General features: G+C 71.6%; 20 protein-coding genes and 1 other RNA gene. 13 read left to right on the top strand and 8 right to left on the bottom strand.

Features of this window, described 5'->3' with window-relative positions:
* The first annotated feature begins 224 nt into the window (after positions 1-224).
* From ACGWYJ_RS12745 to ACGWYJ_RS12715, 7 genes are all read left to right on the top strand, one after another.
* Positions 225-1,106 (top strand): Nif3-like dinuclear metal center hexameric protein, encoded by an 882-nt coding sequence (locus ACGWYJ_RS12745; protein ID WP_395106118.1) that lies wholly within the window; start codon positions 225-227, stop codon positions 1,104-1,106.
* Positions 1,103-1,846: a zinc ribbon domain-containing protein gene (locus ACGWYJ_RS12740; RefSeq protein WP_395106117.1), complete on the top strand. Its 744-nt coding sequence runs from the start codon at positions 1,103-1,105 to the stop codon at positions 1,844-1,846. The genes ACGWYJ_RS12745 and ACGWYJ_RS12740 overlap by 4 nt, the downstream gene beginning before the upstream one ends.
* Positions 1,847-1,868: 22 nt before the next feature.
* On the top strand, positions 1,869-3,014 hold the full coding sequence (locus ACGWYJ_RS12735; RefSeq protein ID WP_395106116.1) for a bifunctional RNase H/acid phosphatase: 1,146 nt from the start codon (positions 1,869-1,871) through the stop codon (positions 3,012-3,014).
* 87 nt (positions 3,015-3,101) lie between these two features.
* Positions 3,102-4,412, top strand: coding sequence for a TrpB-like pyridoxal phosphate-dependent enzyme (locus ACGWYJ_RS12730; RefSeq protein ID WP_395106115.1), 1,311 nt, complete (start codon positions 3,102-3,104; stop codon positions 4,410-4,412).
* Positions 4,413-4,430: 18 nt separating this feature from the next.
* Positions 4,431-4,812: RNase P RNA component class A (gene rnpB / locus ACGWYJ_RS12725), an RNA gene on the top strand.
* A gap of 770 nt (positions 4,813-5,582) precedes the next feature.
* Positions 5,583-6,566, top strand: a complete 984-nt coding sequence (locus ACGWYJ_RS12720; RefSeq protein ID WP_395106114.1) for an NAD-dependent epimerase/dehydratase family protein — start codon at positions 5,583-5,585, stop codon at positions 6,564-6,566.
* 374 nt (positions 6,567-6,940) lie between these two features.
* A complete protein-coding gene (locus ACGWYJ_RS12715) occupies positions 6,941-7,180 on the top strand; it encodes a hypothetical protein (protein WP_395106113.1) in 240 nt (79 codons plus the stop codon).
* A 39-nt stretch (positions 7,181-7,219) separates the two neighbouring features.
* Here ACGWYJ_RS12715 and ACGWYJ_RS12710 read toward each other — a convergent pair whose 3' ends face one another.
* The 3 genes from ACGWYJ_RS12710 to ACGWYJ_RS12700 all read right to left on the bottom strand — a co-directional run bounded on the left by ACGWYJ_RS12710 (position 7,220) and on the right by ACGWYJ_RS12700 (position 10,936).
* The gene (locus ACGWYJ_RS12710) at positions 7,220-7,864 is read right to left on the bottom strand and encodes a carbonic anhydrase (protein ID WP_395106112.1); all 645 of its coding nucleotides are present in this window, start codon (positions 7,862-7,864) and stop codon (positions 7,220-7,222) included.
* A gap of 218 nt (positions 7,865-8,082) precedes the next feature.
* Positions 8,083-10,053: a hypothetical protein gene (locus ACGWYJ_RS12705; protein WP_395106111.1), complete on the bottom strand. Its 1,971-nt coding sequence runs from the start codon at positions 10,051-10,053 to the stop codon at positions 8,083-8,085.
* A 289-nt stretch (positions 10,054-10,342) separates the two neighbouring features.
* Positions 10,343-10,936 (bottom strand): YbhB/YbcL family Raf kinase inhibitor-like protein, encoded by a 594-nt coding sequence (locus ACGWYJ_RS12700; RefSeq protein WP_395106110.1) that lies wholly within the window; start codon positions 10,934-10,936, stop codon positions 10,343-10,345.
* A 503-nt stretch (positions 10,937-11,439) separates the two neighbouring features.
* Here ACGWYJ_RS12700 and ACGWYJ_RS12695 point away from each other — a divergent pair.
* Positions 11,440-12,828, top strand: coding sequence for an NAD(P)/FAD-dependent oxidoreductase (locus ACGWYJ_RS12695; RefSeq protein ID WP_395106109.1), 1,389 nt, complete (start codon positions 11,440-11,442; stop codon positions 12,826-12,828).
* A 146-nt stretch (positions 12,829-12,974) separates the two neighbouring features.
* Here the strand turns inward: ACGWYJ_RS12695 and ACGWYJ_RS12690 are convergent, their stop codons facing one another.
* Together ACGWYJ_RS12690 and ACGWYJ_RS12685 are read right to left on the bottom strand one after the other, a co-directional pair.
* Positions 12,975-13,793, bottom strand: a complete 819-nt coding sequence (locus tag ACGWYJ_RS12690) for an ABC transporter permease (RefSeq protein ID WP_395106108.1) — start codon at positions 13,791-13,793, stop codon at positions 12,975-12,977.
* Complete coding sequence (locus ACGWYJ_RS12685; RefSeq protein ID WP_395106107.1) at positions 13,790-14,824, bottom strand: ATP-binding cassette domain-containing protein; 1,035 nt, start codon at positions 14,822-14,824, stop codon at positions 13,790-13,792. Before ACGWYJ_RS12685 ends, ACGWYJ_RS12690 begins: the two co-directional genes overlap by 4 nt.
* Positions 14,825-15,164: 340 nt before the next feature.
* Between ACGWYJ_RS12685 and ACGWYJ_RS12680 the strand changes: the two genes are divergently transcribed.
* Together ACGWYJ_RS12680 and ACGWYJ_RS12675 are read left to right on the top strand one after the other, a co-directional pair.
* Complete coding sequence (locus tag ACGWYJ_RS12680; protein ID WP_395106106.1) at positions 15,165-15,632, top strand: PH domain-containing protein; 468 nt, start codon at positions 15,165-15,167, stop codon at positions 15,630-15,632.
* The gene (locus tag ACGWYJ_RS12675; protein WP_395106105.1) at positions 15,629-17,176 is read left to right on the top strand and encodes a PH domain-containing protein; all 1,548 of its coding nucleotides are present in this window, start codon (positions 15,629-15,631) and stop codon (positions 17,174-17,176) included. The genes ACGWYJ_RS12680 and ACGWYJ_RS12675 overlap by 4 nt, the downstream gene beginning before the upstream one ends.
* Positions 17,177-17,194: 18 nt before the next feature.
* Here the strand turns inward: ACGWYJ_RS12675 and sepH are convergent, their stop codons facing one another.
* Together sepH and ACGWYJ_RS12665 are read right to left on the bottom strand one after the other, a co-directional pair.
* Positions 17,195-18,697 (bottom strand): septation protein SepH, encoded by a 1,503-nt coding sequence (gene sepH, locus ACGWYJ_RS12670; protein ID WP_395106104.1) that lies wholly within the window; start codon positions 18,695-18,697, stop codon positions 17,195-17,197.
* A gap of 384 nt (positions 18,698-19,081) precedes the next feature.
* Positions 19,082-20,392: a D-arabinono-1,4-lactone oxidase gene (locus ACGWYJ_RS12665; RefSeq protein ID WP_395106103.1), complete on the bottom strand. Its 1,311-nt coding sequence runs from the start codon at positions 20,390-20,392 to the stop codon at positions 19,082-19,084.
* Positions 20,393-20,534: 142 nt separating this feature from the next.
* Here ACGWYJ_RS12665 and ACGWYJ_RS12660 point away from each other — a divergent pair, with 142 nt between their 5' ends.
* Genes ACGWYJ_RS12660 through ACGWYJ_RS12650 form a run of 3 tightly spaced genes read left to right on the top strand, consistent with a single transcriptional unit; the run spans position 20,535 to position 23,550 of the window.
* Positions 20,535-21,752, top strand: a complete 1,218-nt coding sequence (locus ACGWYJ_RS12660; RefSeq protein WP_395106102.1) for a lytic transglycosylase domain-containing protein — start codon at positions 20,535-20,537, stop codon at positions 21,750-21,752.
* 56 nt (positions 21,753-21,808) lie between these two features.
* Positions 21,809-22,738: a ferrochelatase gene (locus ACGWYJ_RS12655; protein ID WP_395106101.1), complete on the top strand. Its 930-nt coding sequence runs from the start codon at positions 21,809-21,811 to the stop codon at positions 22,736-22,738.
* Positions 22,735-23,550 carry an inositol monophosphatase family protein gene (locus tag ACGWYJ_RS12650; protein WP_395106100.1) on the top strand — a complete coding sequence of 272 codons (816 nt, stop codon included), beginning with the start codon at positions 22,735-22,737 and terminating at the stop codon, positions 23,548-23,550. Before ACGWYJ_RS12655 ends, ACGWYJ_RS12650 begins: the two co-directional genes overlap by 4 nt.
* A 103-nt stretch (positions 23,551-23,653) precedes the next feature.
* On the opposite strand, the gene ACGWYJ_RS12645 is transcribed toward ACGWYJ_RS12650, so the two are convergent.
* Entirely contained in the window at positions 23,654-23,830 is a 177-nt protein-coding gene (locus tag ACGWYJ_RS12645; protein ID WP_285695126.1) for a hypothetical protein, read from the bottom strand.
* Positions 23,831-23,910: the final 80 nt, after the last annotated feature.

Here is a 23,910-nt window from a genome sequence, read left to right as displayed (position 1 = left end):
CTCCAACGCGATGGGCCACTGAAATGATCCCGGATCGGACCCGTCGGCTGGATGGCGGCGGGCGGCAGGGCGGGCGGACCTCCCCTTCCACGGCCCCGGGGATCGCCCGGGACGTCCGTGGAGACCACACGATATCCGGTACCCGGCCGGCGGAACGCCGACGCGTCGTGCCGAGGGGCGCGGGCGACTCGGCTGGAGCGGTCCGAGCCGGTAGCCTGCGGGACGTGCGTCTATCCCATGTCATCGCGGCCCTGGAGGAGCTCTACCCGCCGTCGTGGGCCGAGCCATGGGACGCCGTCGGCCTGGTCTGCGGCGACCCGGACCAGGAGGTCGGCCGCGTGCTGTTCGCGGTGGACCCCGTCGCCGCCGTCGTGGACGAGGCCCTGGAGTGGGGCGCCGACCTGCTGATCGTCCACCATCCGCTGCTGCTGCGCGGGGTGCACGGCGTCGCCGCCACCACGCCCAAGGGGCGGCTCGTCCACCGGATGATCAGGAACGGGCTCGCGCTCTACACCGCCCACACCAACGCCGACGTGGCCGATCCGGGCGTCTCCGACGCGCTGGCCAGGGCGGTGGGGCTGACCGGGGGGCTACGGCCGCTGGCACCCGCCGCCGACGACCCGCGCCGGGGCCTCGGCCGCATCGGGGAGCTGCCCGAGCCCATGACGCTGCGCGCGTTCACCGCCCTGGCGGCGTCCGGGCTGCCGTCCACGGCCTGGGGGCTGCGGGCCGCGGGCGACCCGGACCGCGCCGTCCGTACCGTCGCGGTCTGCGGCGGCGCCGGGGACTCGCTCCTCGACACCGCGCGCGCCGCGGGCGTGGACGTCTACCTCACCGCCGACCTGCGGCACCATCCCGCGTCGGAGTTCATGGCGTTCGCCGAGCACGGCGGCCCCGCCCTGATCGACGCCGCGCACTGGGCCACCGAATGGCCCTGGCTGGCCGACGCCGAACGCGCCCTCACCGGATCCGGGGACGCGGCGGCCAAGCTGGAGACCAGGGTGTCCACGCTCGTCACCGACGCGTGGCGCCTGCACGACGCCTCCCCGGGTACGGCCACGCCGACTCCCGGGACCGCGTCCGACGTCATAGAAGGAGCAAAGTGAAAGCCGCACCGCAAGCCCAGCTTCGCCTGCTCGACCTCCAGGAGCTCGACAGCACGCTGGACCGGCTGGCGCACCGCCGCCGGACGCTGCCCGAGCTGGCCGAGGTCGAGCGTCTTGAGGGCAGGCTGACCGAGCTGCGCGACGCGATCGTCGCCGCCGAGACCGAGGTCGGCGACCTGGACCGGGAGCAGAAGAAGGCCGAGCAGGACGTCGACCAGGTCAGGGCCAGGGCGGAACGCGACCAGCAGCGGCTGGACTCCGGCCAGGTGACCTCCGCCAAGGACCTCAGCGGGCTGCAGGCCGAGATCGCCTCGCTGCAGCGCCGCCAGTCCGACCTGGAGGAGGTGGTGCTGGAGATCATGGAGCGGCGGGAGGAGGCCGACGCCCGGGTCACCGCCCTGCGCGCCGAACGCGACAAGGCCGAGGCCGAGCTGGCCGCCGTCGTCCAGCGCAGGGACGCGGCGCAGAAGGAGATCGACGACGAGGTGGGCACCACCACCGCCGCCCGCGCCGCGGTCGCCAAGGACATCCCCGGCGAGCTGCTCGGCCTGTACGAGAAGCTGCGCGGCCAGTTCGGCGGCGTCGGCGCCGCGCCCCTCCACCGCGGCGCCTGCCAGGGCTGCCACCTGGCGATCAACACCGTCGACCTCAACCGGATGCGCGAGGCCCCCGAGGACGAGGTGATCCGCTGCGAGGAGTGCCGCCGCATCCTCGTCCGCACCCCCGAGTCCGGGCTGTGATCGCGGACGGGGGAGCGTGAGCATGGCGCGCAAGGTGATCGTCGAGGCGGACGGCGGCTCGCGGGGCAACCCGGGCCCCGCCGGGTACGGGGCGCTGGTACGGGACGCGCTCACCGGCGAGGTGCTCGCCGAGGTGGCCGAGGCCATCGGGCACGCCACCAACAACGTGGCCGAGTACCGCGGGCTGATCGCCGGGCTCCGCGCCGCCGCGGAGCTCGACCCGTCCGCCGACATCGAGGTGCGGATGGACTCCAAGCTGGTGGTCGAGCAGATGTCCGGCCGCTGGAAGATCAAGCACCCCGACATGGTGCCGCTGGCGGACGAGGCGCGGACCCTCGCCTCGTCCCTGGGCGCGGTCGCCTACACGTGGGTGCCGCGCGACCGCAACGCCCACGCCGACCGGCTCGCCAACCAGGCCATGGACGCCGCCGCCCGCGGCGAGAAGTGGCGCCGCGAGGAGATCCCCGAGCACAAGCCCGAACCGCCCTTCCGGACGGGCGAAGAGCCCCAGGACCCTCAGGGCTCGGCTCATTCACAGGCGTGGTCGACGGCCAAGGGCGCGCCGACGACGACCCTCCTCCTGAGGCACGGTGAGACCCCGCTGTCGGCCGAGCGGCGCTTCGCCGGCATCGGCGACTTCCCCCTGACCGACAACGGCCGTGCCCAGGCCCGCGCCGCCGCCCGCGCCCTCAAGAGCCGCGCCCTCGACGCGGTGATCACCTCGCCGCTGTCCCGCTGCCGCGACACCGCCGCCGAGGTCGCCGCCGCCACCGGGGCCGAGGTCCACGTCGAGGACGGCTTCCGCGAGACCGACTTCGGCGAGTGGGAGGGCCTGACCTTCGCCGAGGCGAGACGGCGCTGGCCCGCCGAGGTCACGGCCTGGCTCGCCGACCCGTCCGTCCCCCCGCCCGGCGGGGAGAGCTTCACCTCGGTCGAACGCCGCGTCCGCATGGCCCTCGACACGCTCAAGCAGCGGCACCGGCGGCAGACCGTCCTGGTCGTCTCCCATGTGACGCCGATCAAGCTCCTGGTGCGCGAGGCCCTGGGCGCGCCCCTGTCGTCCCTTTACCGGATGAACCTGGACGTGGCCTCCCTCTCCCTGATCGACTGGTATGACGACGGGCCCGCATCCCTGCGCTCGTTCAACGACACGCATCATCTTCTCTAGGCGAATCCGGGGAGGGGCCGGGACTTCCGCCGTGGGCGCTCCCGCCCTACGGTGCGTGGAGGACACCGGCCCCCGGGGGAGGTCCACATGGAGGCAACCCGCTGGTACAACATCGTCGCCGACCTGCCCGAACCACCGCCCCCGCCGCTGCACCCGGGCACGAGGCAGCCCATCGGCCCCGACGACCTGGCGCCCCTCTTCCCGATGGAGCTGATCGAGCAGGAGGTCAGCACTGACCGGTTCGTGACCATCCCCGACGAGGTCCGCGAGATCTACCGCCTGTGGCGCCCCACGCCCCTCATCCGCGCGGAACGCCTGGAAAGGGCCCTGCGCACCCCCGCCCGCATCTACCTCAAGTACGAGGGCGTCTCTCCGGTCGGCTCGCACAAGACCAACACCGCCGTGCCCCAAGCCTTCTACAACGCGCGCCAGGGCGTCCGCCGCCTCACCACCGAGACGGGCGCGGGCCAATGGGGGAGCGCCCTCGCCTTCGCCTGCGCGCAGTTCGACCTCGACTGCGAGATCTGGATGGTGCGGGCCTCCTACGACCAGAAGCCGTACCGCCGCCGCATGATGGAGCTGTACGGCGCCCGCGTCCACGCCAGCCCGTCCGACGAGACGGCCTCCGGCGCCAAGGTCCTGGCCGAGTCCCCGTCCTCGCCCGGCTCCCTCGGCATCGCCATCAGCGAAGCGGTCGAGCGCGCGGGCGCCGCCGCCGACACCCGCTACGCGCTGGGCAGCGTCCTCAACCACGTCCTGATGCACCAGACGGTCATCGGAGAGGAGGCCCTGGAGCAACTACCGGAGGAGCCCGATCTGATCATCGGCTGCACGGGCGGCGGCTCCAACTTCGCGGGCCTGGCGCTCCCCTTCCTGCGCGAGAAGCTGGCGGGCGGCATCAGCCCCCGCGTCCTCGCCGTGGAACCGACCGCCTGCCCGTCCCTCACCAAGGGCCGGTACGCCTACGACTTCGGCGACACCGCGGGCTTCACCCCGCTCATGAAGATGTACACCCTGGGCCACGACTTCATCCCCGACCCGATCCACGCCGGCGGCCTGCGCTACCACGGAATGGCCCCGCTCCTGTCCCACATGTACAAGCTGGGCCTCTTCGAGGCCGTCGCGAAACCCCAGCGGGAATGTTTCGAGGCGGGCGTGCTGTTTGCACGTACCCAGGGCATCATTCCGGCCCCCGAGCCGACCCATGCCCTGGCGGCCACCATCGAGGAGGCCCGCCGCTGCGCCGAGACCGGCGAGTCCAAGGTCATCCTCGCCGCCGTCTGCGGCCACGGCCATCTCGACATGAGCGCCTACGACCGCTACATGTCCGGCGAACTGGAGGACTCCGACGTGCCGGCGGAACGCATCGAGGCGGCGCTGGCACGCCTCCCCAGGTAACCTGGGACCTACGGCGGACGAGCCGGCCGGGCGGCCGCGTCGGGGCGAAGGCCCCGCCGAGGAAGGTCCGGGCTCCACAGGGCAGGGTGGTCGGTAACGCCGACCCGGGGTGACCCGCGGGACAGTGCCACAGAAAACAAACCGCCACCGCCACGGTGGTAAGGGTGAAACGGTGAGGTAAGAGCTCACCAGCGCCCACGGTGACGTGGGCGGCTCGGTAAACCCCACCCGGAGCAAGGTCAAGAAGGAGCGCCCGAGGGCGCTCCGCGCAGGCGTCCGAGGGCGGCCCGCCCGAGCCTGCGGGTAGACCGCTGGAGGATGCCGGCAACGGCATCCCGAGATGGATGGCCGCCCCTCGCTCACGCGAGGACAGAACCCGGCCTACAGGCCGACTCGTCCGCCGCCCAACTCCCTGACCAGCACCGCGGCAGCGTCAGGGCGCAAGCGCAGACCTGCACGCCTTGTCCAGCGCATCCCTGGGCCGTCGAGGCTGCCGTACTGGACCGTCAGCAACGGCGGCTCCTACACCAGCACTGGCGCCCTGACCATCCGGCACCAACCAGGGACCTCGCAAACCCTTATTACGTGCGACACCGTCGTGTCGGGTGCTATAGCCGATACAACCGGCCCGCCCCGCGGCAATCTTGGCTCCGTGCGCTTGTCCTTCCCCCGCAATTGCACGGGTCCGGACAACACCACGTGGCAGGTGGAGCAGCGCGGAATCGCAGGCTTTGGGGCATTCAAATACAACCCGGCCACGCGCGAGGTGGAGGGCAAGGTCACTAATGTGTCTCTGCAGCTGACCGGGAACATCCCCGGTGTCGGTTCCTGCACGGCGGTCGCCATAGTTCACGCGCCCGCGACCTATTCCAACCCGCCCGATCCGCGGCTGAGAATCATGCGGGCACGGCCAACGCAAATGGCGGTTGGGTTGAAAGCTCCACCTGCCCCACCGACGTCATCAACCTCTCAAGAAACCTTCTCATCAGCGCCGACTACGACCTCGGGCCCTCGGAGATCACTATCACCAGCCCCCCGCGTCCGAGGTTGTGGGGCCCTGAGGACACCGCGCGAGGTGACCGCCGGGTTGGGGGTGCCTCCTGTGGATGGTGGTGTTCGCCTGGAGCGTGAGGGGTGTTCGAGACGGGCTCGGGGCGGCAGAGTGGCCGTATGCGGGTACTGATCTTGGGTGGGACGGAGTTCGTCGGGCGGGCGTTCGTCGAGGAGGCGTTGGCCAAGGGCTGGGACGTCAGTGTGTTCAATCGGGGCACGCACGCGGCGCCGGACGGGGTGACGGCGTTGCGCGGCGATCGGACGAAGCCGGGCGGGCTGGAAGCCCTCGCGCAGGGGGAGTGGGACGTCGTCGTCGACACCTGGTCGTGGGCGCCGGTGGCCGTGCGGGACGCGGCAGAGGCGCTTAAGGACAGGGCCGGACGGTACGTGTACGTCTCCAGCCGTTCGGTGTACGAGTTCCCGACCGCGGCGGGGGCGGACGAGGGCGCGGCCTTGGTGGATGGGTCGGCCGACGAGGACGGGGACGACGTGCCCTACGCCCAGGCCAAGCGCGGCGGGGAACTGGGCGCGCTGCGGGGGTTCGGGGATCGGGCGCTGCTGGTCAGGGCGGGCCTGATCCTGGGGCCCTACGAGAACATCGGGCGTCTCCCATGGTGGCTGCGGCGCGTCGCGCGGGGCGGGCCGGTGCTCGCGCCCGGGCCGCGGGACCTGGGGTTGCAGTACATCGACGCGCGGGACATGGCCATCTGGTGCCTGGACGCCGCGGCGGCGGGGCTCCACGGCCCCTACAACATGATCAGTCCGAGCGGCTTCACCACGATGCGGGAATTGCTCGAAACGTGCGTTCGGGTGACCGGGTCGGACGCCGAATTGCGGTGGGTCGAGCCGGAGGCGATCCTGGGGGCCGGGGTCGAGCCGTGGACCGACCTGCCGATCTGGATTCCGCCGGGGGAGGCGCACGCGACCATTCACGAGGCCGATGTCGCGAAGGCGGTCGCGGCCGGGCTGAAATGCCGTCCGGTCACCGAGACCGTGGCGGACACGTGGGAATGGCTTCAGCGCATCGGCGGCGAGCCGCCGCAGCGCCCCGACCGGCCGAAGGTGGGACTGGATCCGCAGGTCGAGGCGTCGCTGATCTGATCCCAGAACGCCTTGACCTCGTCCCACGGAAAGCGCGGGCCGGGGTCGATCCGGCGGCGCGCCCGGCGGGACGGGTCATCGGCGGACGGCGCCGTCTCCAGGTCGAGGTCGTCGTGACCTGAGCGGCCGTCCGCGCCGGAAGCGGCCGGTACCAGGGGATCGGCCGGTCGTGCACCGTGGGTGTTCGCGGATGTCCCGCTGACCGCCCTCGGGGGTAGTTCGGAGAAATTCTCAACTCCTCTCCGTGTTCGGTGTCATACGACACAAACACCTCCCGGCATCCGGCCTACCTTCACAGTAGTAGTGCTGATCACCTTGGGGGATCGGCGGTGACGGCGGGACCAGCGGGGCCGGTCCCGCAGAGAGGAGTACCGATGTTCTTCGCGGTAACCCTGGTCGTCGGTCTCGTCGGACTGCTGGCGTCTCTCGTCTACCTGCTCGACTTCGCGCGGGCCAGCCGGCGCGACAACCTCTACATGCCCGCGACCACGGGACGCGCGCGGCGGGCGCGCCGGGTGACCGGAATGTACGCCCGCAGCGCCGATGGCCACCCGACCTTCGGCGGCGAGACCGCCTTCGTCGTGCCCGCGCACGACCGGCTCGCCGCCCACTGAGATCGCGGGCCGTCCGGCGGGACGGTCCGCGGTCCCGGCCTACCCGGGCCGCCCGGTCGTCCGGGCGCCGCCCGGGGCCTCGCCCGGGACGGGGACGAAAACCCCCGCGGCCGGGTCCAGGACACGTACGTTCGCGGTCTCCAAGTCCAGATACAGACCCACGAGCTCCAACTCGCCGGCCTCCACCCGGGCGCGCAGCCAGGGATAGCTGCGCAGGTTGTCGAGCTGCTGCATCACGTTGATCTGGCACAGCCGGGCCAGGGGCGACTCGTCGCCCTCGCCGGGTTCGCTGGCCAGGAACCTCGCCAGGCTCTGGGTGCCGTGCCTCAGCCATCGGGTCAGCCCGCGCAGGTGGGCGACCTCCGCGCCACCGGCCAGCAGCGCCGCCATCGCGCCGCAGTTGGAATGGCCGCACACCGTGATGGTGCGGATGCCCAGCACCTCGATCGCGTACTCGACGGTCGCGGCGACCGAGTCGTCCGGCGTCCGCGACCCGAACCCGGGAACCAGGTTGCCGACGTTCCGGTTGATGAACAGGTCGCCCGGCCCGCTGGCGGTGATGATGTTGGGCACCACCCGGGAGTCCACGCAGGTGATGAACAGGTGCTCGGGCTTCTGCTCGAACGCCAGCTCCGCCAGGATCGGCCGCACCAGCCGTGCCGTCCGCCCCTGATATTCCCGCACACCGGCGAACAGCACCTCGCTCGCCGCGACGTCCGCCCCGTCAGGCTCGGATCCGTCCTTAACGCGCCGTCGATTAGCCCAAGGAGCCCACCAGCGGACATTGGCGGACGATGTGCGCGACGGTGATAGGTCGCTAGCCACGCCCCATTAGTACCAAGCGCGGTCGTTCCCGCCGGAACCCGGCCCCCGCCCATCGCCCGGCTCAGGGCACGTGGCCTCTAGCGGCGGTAGTCGCGGTGGTTCTCCCAGTCGTCCTGTGGGCGGTTCTGGTCGGGGTAGGAGGAGCCGTACGAGCCGCCGCCGGTGTCGGACGGGCCGGAGGAGCCCGGGTAGCCGCCGCCCTGCGAGCCGTAGTAGGAGCCTCCGTAGGCTTGGGTGGAGTTCGGGTCGCCGCTGTACGCCTGAGTCGCGTTGGGGTCGCCGTAGCCGCCCACGGAGCCGCCCATGCCCGGGTCGGAGCCGCCGCCGTTGTAGCTGCTTCCGCTGAAGTCGCCGTACCGGCCGGCCTCGGGGGAGGCGGAGCCCAGGGCACCGCCGGTCTGGCCCGTGCCGAACGATCCCTGCGTATCACGGCCGCCGCCGAGGGGGTCGTCGTAGCGCGGTCCCGCGGTGTCGCCATAGGCGGGGGACGTCGGGTAGCCCTCGCTCTGCCCGCCGTAGCCGGAGGTGGAGCCGCCCACGCCGGAGTAGCCCGAACCGGAGTCACCGGACGGCGTGGGAGCCGACCACGGCCCGGTGGAGCCGCCGGGAGCGTTGGAGCCGTACCCGGAGGACGGGGCGGGCGTCGACGGGCTCAGCGGGTCGTTCAGCGGGTCGCTGAGCGAGCTTCCGTAGGAGCCGCCCGTGTCGAGTGGGTTGGACCCCAGGCCGGAGTCCGTCCCGCCGCCCGTTCCGGCCGAGCGGGCGCGGTCGTTCTGGATGCGCTGGAGCAGCTCGTCCACGCTCGGCAGCCGGTGGCCGTCGGTGTCGGACGGCGAAGCCCCGGCGGACGAGGCGGGCGGGGCGGACGACGCGCCCGTGTACCCGCCGCTCGGCATGGCGGGCGCCGGCGGCTGGGACGGCTGCGGGGGCTGCGGGGGCTCCGAGTGCGAGCCGAGCGACAGGCCGAGAGGGTCGGAGGGGTTGGGGCCGCCCATGCCCGACCCGGTCGCCATGGGTCCCGTGCCCGTACGTCCCGTGCCCAGCGGGTCGGCGTCGGAAGGCGAGGAGGGACGGTAGGAGGACGCGTCGCTCCCATAGGGCGACTGCGTGCCCCCGTAGGCGGGCTGGTCGAGACCCGTGCCGGAGCCGCCGTGCCCGTAGGACGAGGGCGGGTAGTCCGAGCCGCCGTAGGAACCCTGCGGGCCGGTGCCCAGGGTCGACGTCCCGAGCGGGTCCGCGTTCAGCGGGTCGGCGGCCGTCGAGCCGGGGTCGCCGTACGGCGAGCCCATGCCCTGGTCGCCCCCGTACGAGGCGGCGGGGGAGTAGGACGGGGCCTGCTGCGGGCCGGTCGAGCCGTAGTCGCCGCCACCCAGGCCCGGCCCCGCGCCGGGAGCGCCGAGCCCGCCGGGCATACCGCCGCCGCGCGTGCCGCCGGGGCCACCCGGGGCCGCGGGCATGTCGGCGCCCATCGACACCGGCTGGGTCATCATCGGCTCGGGACGCTGCTGGGCGTAGACGGGGTCGTCCTGCGCGTGCGCCGGGTGCTCGTGGACGGGCTCGCCGGGCATCGGGTCACCGGGGATGGCGTCGTCGGAGCGCGCGTTGAGCGGGTCGGCGGCCGGGTCGACCTCTTCGGTGTTCTTGTCGTGCTGCCAGGGGAACTTGGGCTTGTCGAAGGTGATGGTCGCCCAGTAGTCGTCGTCTTCCATCTCGTCGCTGGCCGGCCCGGGGGGTGGCGCCTGGGCGGGCGTGGGGGCGGCGAGAGGTCCACCGGCGACACGGCGGTCGTACTCGGGGTCGGGCTGGGACGGGCCGTAGCCGTCGCCCTCGTACCCCCCGGAGTCATAGCCGTTGTCGTACCCGTTGTCGTACCCGGTGCCGTAGGAGTCGCCGTCCATGTCGTCCTGGGAGCGGTAGCCGCGCTGTGGCTGGTCGTCCCATTCATCGTCGTCGCGTCCCGCCCGGCTGGCCCGCAGGCCCAGGACGACCAGGACGACGACCAGGACCACGACCACGATCAGGCCGAAGACCACGATGTAAGTTGTCATGCCACCACCCAATGCCTTGGCCCAGCGAGAGTCGCCCGCGCGGCCCCCGGGTTCGTCCCGATTATCGCCAGCGGCCGGTGCCCGGAGGACCTAGTCCGGGACTGTTCGGCCGCGATGACCGTTGTCACACCCTTCGCGCGCATCTAGCCTCACACGGCGCGCACCGATTGGCCAACCCGGATCAACCGCCCGGAGCGGCCCATCGGCACGTCCCCTTTCCGCTCGGCCCCCCGCGGGGTCCGCCCTGACCTCACGTTACGGGCACCTTCTCGTCCCGTCAGCCGTATGGTCAAGACGACTGCCTGCTGCCGAAGTACCCGGTGATCCTGCCCCGGCCCAGCGTGTGCTTGGCGATGGAGCCCAGGGAGTCCTGTAGCGACGCTCCGCCGCGGAACGGGACCTCGGTGTTCAGCGCGTAGATGGTGAAGCGGTACCGGTGCCGCTCGCCCTTGGGCGGGCAGGGCGGCGAGTACCCCACCTTCTCGCTCGTGTTCAGTCCTTCGACCTTCTCGTCCAGCTGGGCGTCCTCGCCCAGCAGTTGCGTGGTCCCGTCGATGCCGCCGATCACCCAGTGGACGAAGGCGCCGGTCTCGGCGTCCGGGTCGTCCATGACGATCGCGTACGAACGGGTCCCCGCCGGGGTCCCCGACCACCGCAGCGGCGGGGTCTTGCCCGTCCCGCCAGGGTACGTCGCGCAGGCGTAGCGCGTGGGCAAGTCGCGCCCATCGCGGAAGACCGGGCTGGTGACGGTGAACCATTCCGACAGCTCCGCGCTGCTGGTGCGGTCCAGCCCGAGCAGCCCGCAGCCGCTGAGCCCGACCGTGCCGGCGAGCGCGAGGGCGCCCGCCGCGGCCATGATCGGACGCCGATCCTTGCTCATCATCGTTGGCTCCCCGGGGCGAGATCGTACGCAGGCGTTCCGCCGGATTTCCCTTATCTTGGCGGCCTCCGCGCAGGCCCGTACGTTCCCGCTCGGCGCCCCCTTTCTCGTCCGCCCCACCTTAGAGGTTCGGCGCCGCCGGGACGCCTCATTCCCGGCCCACCCGGCGCCCCGGCCTCCCTGGATTCACCTGGTCGGCACCTGGTCGGCACCTGGTCGGCTCGTGGTCGGTATCGGGCCGGTTCTGTGTCCTGCGTCACCGCCGCCTCCGCCCGCCCCTCGGCGGGACGTGGGGTACGTCACGGAATGTGACATCGGTCATGCGACTATGACACCGATTGTCCATTTCTTGGCGAAGGAGTGGCGCATTTCACCCGCCCGCAACGGTCCAAACTTGCCGAATCGGAAAGTTCTGCCAACTTTCTGTAATGATCGCTTGATGTCCGGCCGCTCGATGGGGTAGTTTGTGAATGTATTCACAAGCCAGCCTGACTGAGGAGGCCGCAATGGCCAGGACCGCCGAGGGCACCCCTGGTGCTCCCCACGTACTGATCGTGGGTGGCGGCTATGTGGGCATGTACACGGCGCTGCGCCTGCAGAAGAAGCTCCGCCGCGAGCTCAAGCGAGGCGACGTCCGCATCACGGTCGTCGACCCCAACTCGTACATGACGTACCAGCCGTTCCTCCCGGAGGCGGCCGCGGGCAACGTCTCGCCCCGCCACGTCGTCACGCCGCTGCGCCGCGCGCTCAAGCGGTGCGCCGTGCGCAACGCCCGGGTGACCGAGCTGAACCACGCCGAGCGATGGGCCATCGTGCAGCCGCTGGCCGGACCGCCCGAGCGGATCTCCTACGACTACCTGGTCATGGCCGCCGGCTCGGTGTCCCGTACGCTGCCCATCCCCGGGCTGGCCGAGTACGGCATCGGCTTCAAGACCATCGGTGAGGCCATCCACCTGCGCAACCACGTCCTGGCCCAGCTGGAGATCGCCGAGTCCACCGACGAGGAGGAGGTCCGCCGCAAGGCGCTCACCTTCGTCTTCGTCGGCGGCGGCTTCGCCGGTGTCGAGGCGCTGGCCGAGCTGGAGGACATGGCCCGCGGCGCGGTCAAGTACATGCGCAAGGTCACCAGGGAGGACCTGCGGTTCGTCCTCATCGAGGCCGCCGACCGCATCCTTCCCGAGGTCGGCCCCGAGATGGGCCGCTGGACCGCCGAGCAGCTGCGGGGACGCGGTATCGACGTGAAGCTCAAGACCTTCCTGCAGTCCGCGGTGGGCGGGAACATCGAGTGCTCGGACGGCAGCAGCTTCGCCGCCGGCACCCTGGTCTGGACGGCCGGCGTCAAGGCGTCCCCCGTCGTCCGCAACTCCGACCTCCCGCTGAACGAGCGGGGACAGGTGAAGGCCACCGAGTACCTGACCGTCGAGGGCGTCGTGCGGGCGTTCACGGCCGGTGACAACGCGGCCGTGCCGGACCTCACGCAGGAGGGCATGTACTGCGCTCCCAACGCGCAGCACGCCGTCCGTCAGGCCAAGGTGCTCGCCGACAACCTGGTGCGGTCGCTGCGGGGCAAGACCCTCAAGCCCTACGTGCACAACAGCGTCGGGTCCGTCGCCGGGCTCGGCCTCTACAAGGGCGTCGCCAACACCTACGGCTTCAAGGTCAAGGGCTTCCCGGCCTGGGTGATGCACCGGACGTACCACGTCTCGCGGGTGCCGACCCTCAACCGCAAGGTCCGCGTCCTGGCCGACTGGACGCTCGCGATGTTCTTCAAGCGGGAGACGGTGTCGCTCGGCAGCATCGAGCAGCCGAGGGCCGAGTTCGAACTGGCCGCCATGGGGGACGTACAGCCCAGGCAGCAGTCCCAGGATGACAAGGCCAGGGAGAACGCCGCGTAGGCACACCTCCACCACCCCTCAACGAGACAAGCGGGTCCTGGGCTCCACGACCGGAGCCCAGGACCCGCTCACGTTCGCCAAGCAACCGCACAGTGGCGCTGCGGTGAGGTGCCCGCCGCCAGGTGTGTGTTGGCTCAGGCGTTGACTCAGGCGCGCTGCTTGAAGGCGCGCAGGGAGAGCGGTGCGAAGACCAGGGAGATGCCCACACCCCAGGCGAGGGCGATCAGGGCGTGGTCCATGACCGGGCCGCCCACCAGCAGGCCGCGCATGGCCTCGACCAGGTGGGTGACCGGGCTGTTGTCCATGACCCAGGCGACCGGGCCCGGGATGCCCCGGGTCGAGGGGATGAACGCGGTGCTCAGGAAGCTCAGCGGGAAGATCACGACGAAGCCGAAGATCTGCACCTTCTCCGGCTCGTTGACCTTCATCGCGATGTAGACCGACGTCCAGGAGAACAGGACGGCGAAGGCGAGCAGCAGGACGAACGCGCCCAGGAGCGCCAAGGGGGAGGTGCCCAGGCGGAAGCCGATGGCGAAGCCCACCGACAGCAGGACCAGCATCGACCAGGCCTGCTTGGTCGTGTCGGCGATGATGCGCCCGGCCAGCGGGGCGCTACGGCTGATCGGCAGGCTGCGGAACCGGTCGAAGACCCCCTTGGTGATGTCGGTGTTGAGCCCGAACCCGGTGGTCATTCCCGCGAACAGCGCGTTCTGCGCGATGATCCCCGGGATCACGACCGGCAGGTACGCCTCGACGCTGCCGGCCATCGCGGGCCCGAACACGTAGGCGAACAGCAGCACGAACATGATCGGCTGGATGCTGAGGTCCAGCAGTTCCATGGGGTTGTGCTTGATCTGTACCAGGTTGCGCCAGGCCAGCGTCGCGATGTTGCGCGCGGCGGTCGCCGGCGGAACCCGCCGTGTCAAACCCGGCGCCGACGGCGCCGCGATCCTCGTAGCGCTCACGCCGGGGCCCCTTCCTTGTCGGCCGGCTCGGCCAGGTCACCGGTGCCGGCTTCGGCGTCGCTGTCGGTGTCGGTGCTGGTGCTGGTGTCGGTGTCGTGGTGGTCGGTGTGGTGGCCGGTGAGGGCGAAGAAGACCTCGTCCAGGCTGGATTTGCGCATGGACAGCTCGGTGAGGACGACACCGGTCTCGTCGAGGCGGCGGACCATGGCGGGCATGATCGCGGGGTCGGTGATGGCGACGGCGACCAGGCCGTCGCGGATCTCGGGGGTGGCGCCGGCCAGGTCGGCGGCGATGCCGGCCACGGTGGGGGTGTCGGCCTGGTGGCGGGCGCGGATTTCCAGGACCTGCCCGCCGACCTGGGCTTTGAGCTGGTCGGGGGTGCCGTGGGCGATGATCTGGCCGCGGTCCATGACGATGATGTCGTCGGCGAGCTGGTCGGCCTCTTCCAGGTATTGGGTGGTGAGCAGGACGGTGACGCCGTCGGTGGTCAGGCCGCGCACGATGTCCCACAGGCCGGTGCGGCTGCGGGGGTCCAGTCCGGTGGTGGGTTCGTCCAGGAACAGGATCTGCGGGCGTCCGACGAGGCTGGCGGCCAGGTCGAGGCGGCGGCGCATGCCGCCGGAGTAGGTCTTGGCGGGGCGTTCGGCGGCGTCGGTGAGGCCGAAGTCGGCCAGGAGTTCGGCGGCGCGTGCCTTGGCGGCGCGGCGGGTCAGTCCGAGCAGGCGGCCGATCATGATGAGGTTCTCGGTGCCGGTGAGCATTTCGTCGACGCCGGCGTACTGGCCGGTCAGTCCGATGAGCCGGCGGACCTGGTGGGCGTGGCGGACCACGTCGTGGCCGCCGACCAGGGCGGTGCCCTGGGTGGGTTCGATCAGGGTGGCCAGGACGCGGGTCGCGGTGGTCTTCCCGGCGCCGTTGGGGCCGAGCATGCCCAGCACCGTTCCCGTCTGGGCGGTGAAGGACACCCCTGCCAGCGCCTGGGTGTCCCCGAAGCGCTTCACCAGGCCATCGGCCTGGATGGCGTAGGTCATGTGATCTCCTAGATACCTGTGGACCGGACGTCTTTCGGCACTGACGCGGCGGCCCGCAAAAATGAGGCGAAGACCGGAACGCCGCGCATCCTGTTTTCCCGCCGGCGCGGGCAGAGCGCTAACAGCGGGCCGATGTTCAAGCGGCCACTCTCGCACCCGGGTCCGACAAAACCGTGAGACCGGCGTCACCATCTCGAACGCGCAGGGAGCGGGACGCCGTTCCCTGGGATCTAGACTCGTGGACGTGACGACGGCGCGGTCGACTCATCCAACCGGCGGGGGAGAAGGACCGCACCCGCCGCGTCTGAGGCCGCCCGCGCACCGCGTGTCGCCCCGCGCGATGGCGCACTGGGCCATCGAGTCGCTCCTCCTCTGGGGGCTGGCGTCCGGCCTGGCGTGGGGCGTGGCCGCCTGGGTCGGCGGCTCGGACTGGGACGACGTCCCCGAATGGCTGAAGTCCAACATCTGGGTGTTGCCCGTGCTGACCGGGGTGGTGGGCGTCCTGATGGTGTTCGTCGCTCCCGTATGGCGGTACCGCGTACACCGGTGGGAGGTCAGCGCCGATGTGGTCTACACCCGCACCGGCTGGTTCAGCCGCGAATGGCTGCTGGTGCCGGTGAGCCGCATCCAGACGGTCGACACCAAGCAGGGGTGGATCGAACGCACCCTCGGCCTAGCGACGATCCACGTCAACACCGCCTCGCACACAGGGTCCTCCGAGGTCTCCGGGCTGTCTGCGGACCTGGCGACGCGTATGGCCGAAGACCTCGCGCACCGCGCACACGCCCTTCGCGACGACGCGACATGAACGGCAGCGACCCGAACGCCCCCGGTCCGCCTCCAGAGCAGGGCACACGTCCAGAGCAAGGCACGAGCGTCACCGGCACCGGTGCCCGGACATCCGGCCACGGCGTGGACGAGCATCCGGCGCCCGTACGGGCCCGGCTGCACCCGCTGACCTTCGTCGTGGGAGCGGCACGCGAAATGGTGGCGCTTCTGGCGGCGGGCGTCGCGGGCTTGGCCGTCGGCGGCCTGTCCACCGCGTTCTTCTTCACCCTTATCGGGCTCGGCCTGGGCTTCGTGTTCCACGTCATCGCCTGGGCCACGTTCACCTACACGGTGTACGAGGACCGCATCGAGTTGCGGCGTTCCCTCATCGGGCGCTCGGTGACGACCATCCCACGCGAACGGATCCGCGGTGTCGACATCAGTGCCGCCCTCCCGCACCGGCTGCTGGGCCTGGCGATCGTCCATATCGACGCGGGCGCGGACGGCGGCGAGGGCACGCTCAACGCCGTCGGGCGGCACGAGGCGGACCGGTTGCGCGGCGTGCTGCTGGGACGTGGACCCGGTGCCCCGGGGGAGGCCGAGCCGCGCCGCGTGCTGGCCAGGATGCCGCCGCGCTGGTTCGTCTTCGCCCCGCTCAGCGGCGCCTACCTGCTGACCCCGTTCGCGCTGGCCGGAAGCCTGATCGGCACCCTGTACAACCTGAGCGACGACCTGGGGCTGATCACCCGCGAACGGCTGTCGGATCTGGGGCATGAGCTGGTCGGGCTGCCCACCGGCACCGTCCTGGTCCTGGCGGTGCTGTTCCTGCTGGCGATGCCGGTGACCTCGGCGCTGGCCTTCGCCGCGTTCAACTGGGACTTCCGCGTGTACGCGCGGGACGGCTCGGTCGTCGCCGAACGCGGGCTGGTCACCCGCCGCAGCGTCTCGCTCGAACGGCGGCGGATCCGCGGCGTGGAACTGACCGACAACCCCTTCGAGCGCCTCGCCAGGGTGCAACGGCTCGGCGCCCTGGTCACCGGCCTGGGCGACGCCGTCCAGAGAGGCCGCCTGTTCCCCGCCGCTCCGCGCCACGCCGCGGTGGACCTGGCCGGACGTGTCCTGGGGCCGGTCCCGGGGCCGCTCGTACGGCACCCGCCCGCGGCCCGAGGAAGGCGTATCGTCCGCGCCGTCGCGCCACCGCTCGGTTTGGCCGTGCTGGCGCTGTTCACGGGCCAGTCCTTGCTGGCCTACGTGTTCCTAGGGCTGAGCGTCCTCGCCGTACCCCTGGGCGTGGACCGCTACCGGCAACTCGGCCACGCCACCGATGAGTCACGCCTCGCCGTACGGTCGGGCTCCCTGCGGCGACGGCTCGTCGTGGTGGACCACGGCGCGGTGGTGGGCTGGCGCTTGCGCCGCACCCTCTTCCAGCGGCGTCTCGGCCTCGCCACCCTGGACGTCGCGGTCGGTGCCGGGGAGGGCGGTTACCCGGCCGTCGACATGGCCGAACACGACGCCGTCGCCTTCGCCGCCCACATCACGCCGACCTGGGTCGAACCCTTCCTCGCCGACGAGCGACGTCCCTAGCCGGTCCCCGGCCAGGGGTCACTCCGGGCGGCGGGCACCGAACATGATCTCGTCCCAGGACGGGACGGAGGCGCGCTTGCCCTTCGACTTGCGCCGGTTGCGGGCCGGACGCTGCGGCGAGGCGGGGCTCTCGGTGGACGGCGCTGCCGCCGCCGCGGGTGGGCCCACGGGCTTGTCGGCGGGCGCGGGCGGCATCGACGGGCGTCCCGTGGCCTTCTTCTTCGCCGGCGGGCGGCCGCTCTCCCGATGCGCGGGGCGCTGAGGCTGGGTCTTGGCGGCCGGCTGCGCCCGCTGAGGCTGGGTCGGCTTCTGCGGGGGCTTCTGACTCGCGGCGGGCTTCTCCGGCTCCGGGGAAGGCGCCTCCCGCGCGTCCTCCTCATCCCCGCCCGCGTCCTGGTCTGGCCGCTCGGCCTCGGCCTCCGGCGCCTCGGCGGTCTCCGTGGCCGTCTTCGTGGCGTCCGCGGCCCTGATCTCCGGCTCGGGCTCCGGGATCTCCGGGACGACCTCGGCCTTCTCGGGCTCGGGCTCCTCGACCGCCTCGACCCGCGGTTCCTCCTCCACGGCGGGGGCGGGCTTGGGCAGCGGCGCGGGCACGGACGGCGCCTCCGGCTCGGGCGGCGCGTCCTGGACGGGCGGGCGCCTGAGCGGCCGCGAGGCGACCGGCGGCTCGCCCGCGAGACCGGGCCGGGGCCGCGACTCGCCGCCGCGGCCCAGGTCGCCGTACTCGGCCACGGGCTCGGCGGCGCGCAGCGGCTCCTGCCGGGACGGCTCGATGCGCCGTTCGGGACGGTCCGCGGGACGCGGCTCGGGCCCGGCGCCGATCCCACGCGGGGGCGGCGGCGCGGGCGCGGCAGGGGAGCCCAGGTCACGCGTGTCCGAGACGATCTTCATGGCGGGGCGGCGGGGCAGCAGCGGCGTGACGGTGTCGCCGAGATCGTCGTCGTCCCAGTCGACGGCGGTCAGCCGGGCCGCGACCTCGTCCAGCGGCGAGACGTGCCGGCGGCGCGGGTCGAACACCCACTCCGCGGCGTGCGGACGGCCGTTGTCGAAGAAGGACAGCCGGATCCGCCAGGTGTTGTCCTCGCACTTCCAGGAGTCCCACTCGACCTCGTCCAGGTCGACGCCGCCGCGGCCGAGGCGTTCCTCGACGGTCTCGCCCAGCGGCGGCCCCGGGGTGGACTCGCCGGGACGGCGCACGGCCACCCGCTGCGCCTGCTGGGCCATGTACTCGCGCTCTTGCAGGACCGGCCCCTCGAACCAGCGGACGCGTTCGACCGGGATGCCGGCCGACTCGGCGATCTCCTCCGCGGTCTCGCCGGACCGGATGCGAGCCTGGATCTCCTTGGGGCGCAAGGGACTCTCCACTTCGATCTCGAACTGGCCGAGGCGGGAGAAGTGCCCACGGACCGCTGCACGCAGCCGATCGTCGACGGGCAGGGTGAACCGGGTGCCCCGGCCCGCGGTCGCCAGGACGAGGTACGTACCGTCCTCGCTGACCGCGACGAGGCGCAGCTCCTGCATGCGTGTCCTTCCTGCCCTTCTTGATGGCACGGAGGGTTCCTGGACGGCCCTCGCGGCGCGGGGCCCGCTGTCTGCGGGCTCGTGCCGGCGGGACGTCCGGTGCCCACCGAGGGCGCATGCGTGCCCTTCCCCCGGGTTCCCGAGTTTCTCCTTCGGACACACCTGCTGCCAGCACCGTACCCGGCATGTCCGAACATCGTCGCTCTCGAAGCCCTCTCCACTAGGCAGAAGAGGGCTTCGTCAAGCCTGCCGGTGCCGAAGGCCGGAGCGTGGCGCGCCTGTCGAAACCTTGTGGATTCTTTTCCACACTTTGCCTTACCGAAGGTTGTCGCTCCAGTCCCAGGATGACTTGAAAGCGCCCTCAGGGACGGCCTTGCGACGGGCTCAGGAGCCGAAGACCTGGCGGGTGTAGGCGTTGGCGAACCGCCGCTCGGGGTCGAGATCGTCGCGGAGCGCCTGGAAGTCGCCGAAGCGCGGGTAGACCTTCTCCAGGTACGTCGCGTCGCGGGTGTGCAGCTTGCCCCAGTGGGGACGTCCTCCGGCCGCGACCATGAGCTCTTCGACGCCCTTGAAGTACTCCACGTGCGGGTTCCGGTAGTACACGTGCACCGCGATGAACGCCGTGCGCCGCCCGTACGCCATGGACAGCCACGCGTCCTCTTCGGGAAGAAGCCTGACCTCGATGGGGAAGCTGATGCGCCAGTCGCGCTTGTCGAACAGTGCCCGCAGGTCCCGGAGCACGGGGACGAGGTCTTCGCGCGGGACGGCGTACTCCTGCTCCTTGAACCGCACCGTACGCGGGCTGGTGAACACCTTGTAGGAGGTGTCGGTGTAGGTACGCGCGCCCAGCGCCCTGGTCGAGATGCCGTTCACGAAGGGTGTGGTGGAGGGGACGCGGCGCGTGACCCTGTTCACCAAGCCGAAGACCGTGTTGGACAGGAACTGGTCGTCCACCCAGTACTTGACCTTGGGGAGAGGCTTGGCGGGCCCTTCGGAACGGTTGTTGCGCTTGGTCAGGCAGCCGTCGGTATGCGGGAACCAGTAGAACTCGAAGTGCTCGTTGTCCTGCTCGAACTCGTCCACGCGCTGCAAGACCTCGTCCCAGCGCATCGGCTCCTCGCGGGCGTGCAGGAGGAACGCGGGGACGGTCTGCCAGGTGATGGCGGTGATGATGCCGAGAGTGCCCAGCCCGGCGCGTGCGGCGTCGAACAGGTCGGGTCGCTCGTCCCGTGAGCAGGTCACCACGGTCCCGTCCGCGAGCACCATTTCGAGCCCGGCGACCTGGGAGGCCAGCCCCGCGGCGTCTCGTCCGGTGCCGTGCGTGCCCGTTTGCAGCGCTCCCGCGACGGTCTGCTCCTGGATGTCCCCCATGTTGGCCAGGGCCAGCCCGTGCTCGTCCAGAACCTCGTTGAACGCGTGCAGGGGAAGGCCCGCCTCGACCGTCACCAGGCCGCTGTCGGTGTCCACGGAGCGGACGGCGGTGAGACCTCCCGGACGCAGCAGGACGCCCTCGGCCACGGCGGCGCCGGTGAAGGAATGGCCGGTCCCGGTCATCCGCACGGTGTGACCGTCGGCGGCGGCGGTCCTGACGGCCGCGGCCACCTCCGCCGTGGTACGGGGGGTGCTGACGCGAAGCGGCGTGGCCCGTTGGTTCCCGGCCCAGTTATGCCAGGAATGCGTGCTGCGGGGGGACATGGCAGGACTCTACTGCTCGTCCTAACGTGCCCGGCACGCGAACCTCCGATGACGTACCATCCGGTAGCTCCGGCACCTACTCGGCCGTAGCACTGCGCCGTGACACTCGGCCGTAACTCGGTTGCGACGACACTCGTTGGGAATGGATGTGGCTTCTCCGAAGGCGAGGCAGCGCCAGACCGCCGACCCGCCCGGTTCGAGTTCCCGGCCTCAAGGGCACGATCCGGGGCTGCGCCGGACCGCACTCGGGATCGCTCTGCTGACCGCCGTGACCCTCGGAGGGGGCGTGTACGCCGCCGTGGCGACGGCCGGCGAGGATCAGCGCGGCCAGGGCAGGGCGCAGGGCGCGCCGCCCGCCGGGGAGCCGGGCGGGCCGGCGACCGCCGCCCCCGGCCCCACCGGCCAGGTGACCAACGTCGCGGTGGGCAGCAAGGTCGCCCCGCTGCGCCGGGTGGTGCCACCGGACGTCCTCGCGGTCGGACGCGCGCCCATCGACCAGCGCCGGATCCAGCGGATCGCCAAGCTCGGCCGGGTCAAGGACGTGATCGCCGTGGCGGGCGGCGCCATCCAGTTGCAGGGCCGGGCGGTGAACACCTTCGCGGTCGACCCGTCCACGTTCCGTTCCTGGACGCCGCCGGCCACGGCCAAGGCGAACCAACTGTGGGAGGCCCTGGCCGCCGACCAGTTCGTGGTGTCCACGGCCGCGGCGGAACAGCTCAAGCTCAGCAGGGGCCTCCCCTATCCGGTCGTGGGACGGACCATGCCGAACCTCGTGATGGGCGGCTCCGGCTCCCTGGGCCTCCCGGGCATCGACATGCTCGTCCACCAGAAGACGGGCGCGTCGATGGGACTCGTGCCCAACATCGCCGTGCTCGTGAACGCCCCAGGGGTGGAGCCCGCCACCACGGCACGCGCGGTCAAGCGCATCCTCGGCAATGAAGCCGACGTGGTGAACCTGCACGAGCGGCGCTACCAGTCCACAGGAGGCACTTACCTCGATCTCTACAAGAGTGCCGCCAAGACCTGTCCCGGGCTGTCCTGGACGGTGCTGGCCGCGATCGGGCAGGTGGAGAGCGACCACGGCCGGAATGCGGGCCGCTCCAGCGCGGGCGCCCTCGGTCCCATGCAGTTCATGCCCGCCACGTGGCGGGCCTACGGCGTTGACGGGGACCGCGACGGCAAGGCCGACATCATGAACCCCTACGACGCCATCCCCGGCGCCGCCCGCTACCTGTGCGCGAACGGCGCCGGACGTGGGGGACAGGCCCTCTACCAGGCCATCTTCCGCTACAACCACGCCCACTGGTACGTCCAGAAGGTCCTGGCCCTGGCCAGGGCCTACGCCGCTCACTACAGGTAACGCCACCGGTAAGGGGCCGGTAGGGAGCAGCGCGCCGCGGCTGGTTGGATGGAGGCATGAGTCGAGCGAGCACGTATGACGCGCTGCTCTTGGTGTCCTTCGGCGGGCCCGAAGGCCCCGACGACGTGATCCCGTTCCTGGAGAACGTCACCCGAGGCCGCAACGTCCCGCGCGAACGCCTGGAGCAGGTGGGGCAGCACTACCACCTGTTCGGCGGTGTCAGCCCGATCAACCGGCAGTGCCGGGAGCTCAAGGCCGCCATCGAGGCCGACTTCGCCGCGCACGGCCTGGACCTGCCGGTGTACTGGGGAAACCGGAACTGGGACCCCTACCTGGCCGACACCGTCAGGCGCATGAAGGACGACGGGATCCGGCACGCCGCCGCGTTCGTCACCTCCGCCTACAGCGGATACTCGACCAACGATCAGTACCTTGAGGACATCGCGCGGGCGCGGGCGCGGGTCCCGGACGCCCCCTTGATCGACAAGCTGCCGGTGTACTGCCTGCGCCCCGGGTTCGTGGACCCGTACGTGGACGCGGTGCGCGACGCCCTGGCGGAACTGCCCGCCGACGCGACCCGGCGGCTGGTGTTCACCGCGCACAGCGTCCCCCTGTCCCAGCCTGGACGCGAGAACTATGTCGCCGAACTGGACGAGGTCGCCCGGCGGGTGGCCGGGCGCGCCGCCCCCGGCGTCCCCTGGACGCTGGCGTACCAGAGCCGCAGCGGACCCCCGTCCCAGCCCTGGCTTGAGCCGGACATCGTCGACCACCTGGAAAGCCTGGACGCCGAGGGGGTGACGGCGGTCGCCGTGGCGCCGATCGGGTTCGTGTCCGACCACATGGAGGTCAAGTACGACCTGGACGTCGAGGCCGCCGACCGCGCCGCCAAGCTCGGGATGGCGTTCGCCCGCGCCCGCACCCCGTACACCGACCCGCGCTTCGTGGCGCTGCCCCGCGAGCTGCTGCTGGAGGACGGAGCGACATGAGCGGCCTGCCGCAGGACCTGCTGGACCTCGCCGTGGCCACGGCCAGGGAAGCGGGCCGGATGCTGATCGACAAGCGCCCGGCGAGCGGTCCCGACGTCGTCCAGACCAAGTCCAGTCCCACCGACGTGGTCACCCACATGGACCAGGCCGCCGAACGGCTGATCAGCGAGCGGATCCGGGAGGCCCGTCCCGACGACGGGTTCCTGGGCGAGGAGAGCGGGACCCGGGTCGGCGCCAGCCGCGTCCGCTGGGTGGTCGACCCCATCGACGGCACCGTCAACTACCTCTACGACCTGCCGGACTGGGCCGTCTCCATCGCCGCCGAGCTGGACGGGGAGACCATGGTGGGGGTCGTGGAGATCCCCCGGCGCGGTGAGACCTACACCGCCGTCCGGGGCGGCGGCGCCTTCCTGCGCACGGCCTCCGGCGAGACCCGGGAGCTGCGGTGCAACTCCGGCGTCCCGCTGAACCGGGCGCTGGTCGCCACCGGGTTCGGGTACGCGCCCGAACGCCGCGCGCACCAGGCCACGGTGCTGACGGGCGTGCTGCCGAACGTCCGGGACATCCGGCGCGGCGGCTCCTGCTGCGTGGACATGTGCTCGCTGGCGGCCGGGCGGGTGGACGCGTACTACGAGCGCGGCGTTCAGGCGTGGGACATGGCGGCGGGCACGCTGATCGTCGAGGAGGCGGGCGGCCTGGTGGGCGGGCTGCACGCCACCGACCCCGGGCCCGAGCTGATCATCGCGGCCGGTCCCGGCACCTTCGAGGCCCTGCACGATCTCCTGGCCCCGCTGGACCCCGCGCACGACTAGAGCACGACCAGGGCCGGCGCGGCACCGGCCTGCGGAAAGAGCGAACGGGGGCGGGTGTGCCGGGCGCTGCTCCCGGTACGCCCGCCCCCGGAATCTCGCGTTCCTAGTCGCAGCGGGGCGGTTCGACGCCGATGTCGTGGTTCGCTGCGATCCGGCGCAGTTCCTTGATCTCCTCCTGGCGGATGTCCGCCAGGTAGATGTCGCCATCTGCGTGGGCGTGGCGCAACGACTCGTACGCGTCGTCGAGCCGCTGCTGGATCATGCGTGACAGTTCGCCCATGGGCCTCCCTCCGGATCAGGCCCCTTCTACCCAGCATTACAGTGAAAATAAACCTGTTTGGGCACGGTGACATCGGGACG

It is taken from the genome of Actinomadura sp. SCN-SB (assembly GCF_043906805.1).
Taxonomy (GTDB): domain Bacteria; phylum Actinomycetota; class Actinomycetes; order Streptosporangiales; family Streptosporangiaceae; genus Spirillospora.
This window is presented reverse-complemented; position numbering and strand designations above follow the sequence as displayed.

Bases quoted from the DNA above. Each gene is read 5' to 3' on its own strand.
- ACGWYJ_RS12735 (WP_395106116.1), top strand. From the start codon at position 1,869: ATGGCGCGCAAGGTGATCGTCGAGGCGGACGGCGGCTCGCGGGGCAAC.
- ACGWYJ_RS12730 (WP_395106115.1), top strand. From the start codon at position 3,102: ATGGAGGCAACCCGCTGGTACAACATCGTCGCCGACCTGCCCGAACCA.
- ACGWYJ_RS12720 (WP_395106114.1), top strand. From the start codon at position 5,583: ATGCGGGTACTGATCTTGGGTGGGACGGAGTTCGTCGGGCGGGCGTTC.
- ACGWYJ_RS12715 (WP_395106113.1), top strand. From the start codon at position 6,941: ATGTTCTTCGCGGTAACCCTGGTCGTCGGTCTCGTCGGACTGCTGGCG.
- ACGWYJ_RS12705 (WP_395106111.1), bottom strand. From the start codon at position 10,053: ATGACAACTTACATCGTGGTCTTCGGCCTGATCGTGGTCGTGGTCCTG.
- ACGWYJ_RS12700 (WP_395106110.1), bottom strand. From the start codon at position 10,936: ATGATGAGCAAGGATCGGCGTCCGATCATGGCCGCGGCGGGCGCCCTC.
- ACGWYJ_RS12695 (WP_395106109.1), top strand. From the start codon at position 11,440: ATGGCCAGGACCGCCGAGGGCACCCCTGGTGCTCCCCACGTACTGATC.
- ACGWYJ_RS12685 (WP_395106107.1), bottom strand. From the start codon at position 14,824: ATGACCTACGCCATCCAGGCCGATGGCCTGGTGAAGCGCTTCGGGGAC.
- ACGWYJ_RS12680 (WP_395106106.1), top strand. From the start codon at position 15,165: ATGGCGCACTGGGCCATCGAGTCGCTCCTCCTCTGGGGGCTGGCGTCC.
- ACGWYJ_RS12675 (WP_395106105.1), top strand. From the start codon at position 15,629: ATGAACGGCAGCGACCCGAACGCCCCCGGTCCGCCTCCAGAGCAGGGC.
- sepH (WP_395106104.1), bottom strand. From the start codon at position 18,697: ATGCAGGAGCTGCGCCTCGTCGCGGTCAGCGAGGACGGTACGTACCTC.
- ACGWYJ_RS12665 (WP_395106103.1), bottom strand. From the start codon at position 20,392: ATGTCCCCCCGCAGCACGCATTCCTGGCATAACTGGGCCGGGAACCAA.
- ACGWYJ_RS12660 (WP_395106102.1), top strand. From the start codon at position 20,535: ATGGATGTGGCTTCTCCGAAGGCGAGGCAGCGCCAGACCGCCGACCCG.
- ACGWYJ_RS12655 (WP_395106101.1), top strand. From the start codon at position 21,809: ATGAGTCGAGCGAGCACGTATGACGCGCTGCTCTTGGTGTCCTTCGGC.
- ACGWYJ_RS12650 (WP_395106100.1), top strand. From the start codon at position 22,735: ATGAGCGGCCTGCCGCAGGACCTGCTGGACCTCGCCGTGGCCACGGCC.
- ACGWYJ_RS12645 (WP_285695126.1), bottom strand. From the start codon at position 23,830: ATGGGCGAACTGTCACGCATGATCCAGCAGCGGCTCGACGACGCGTAC.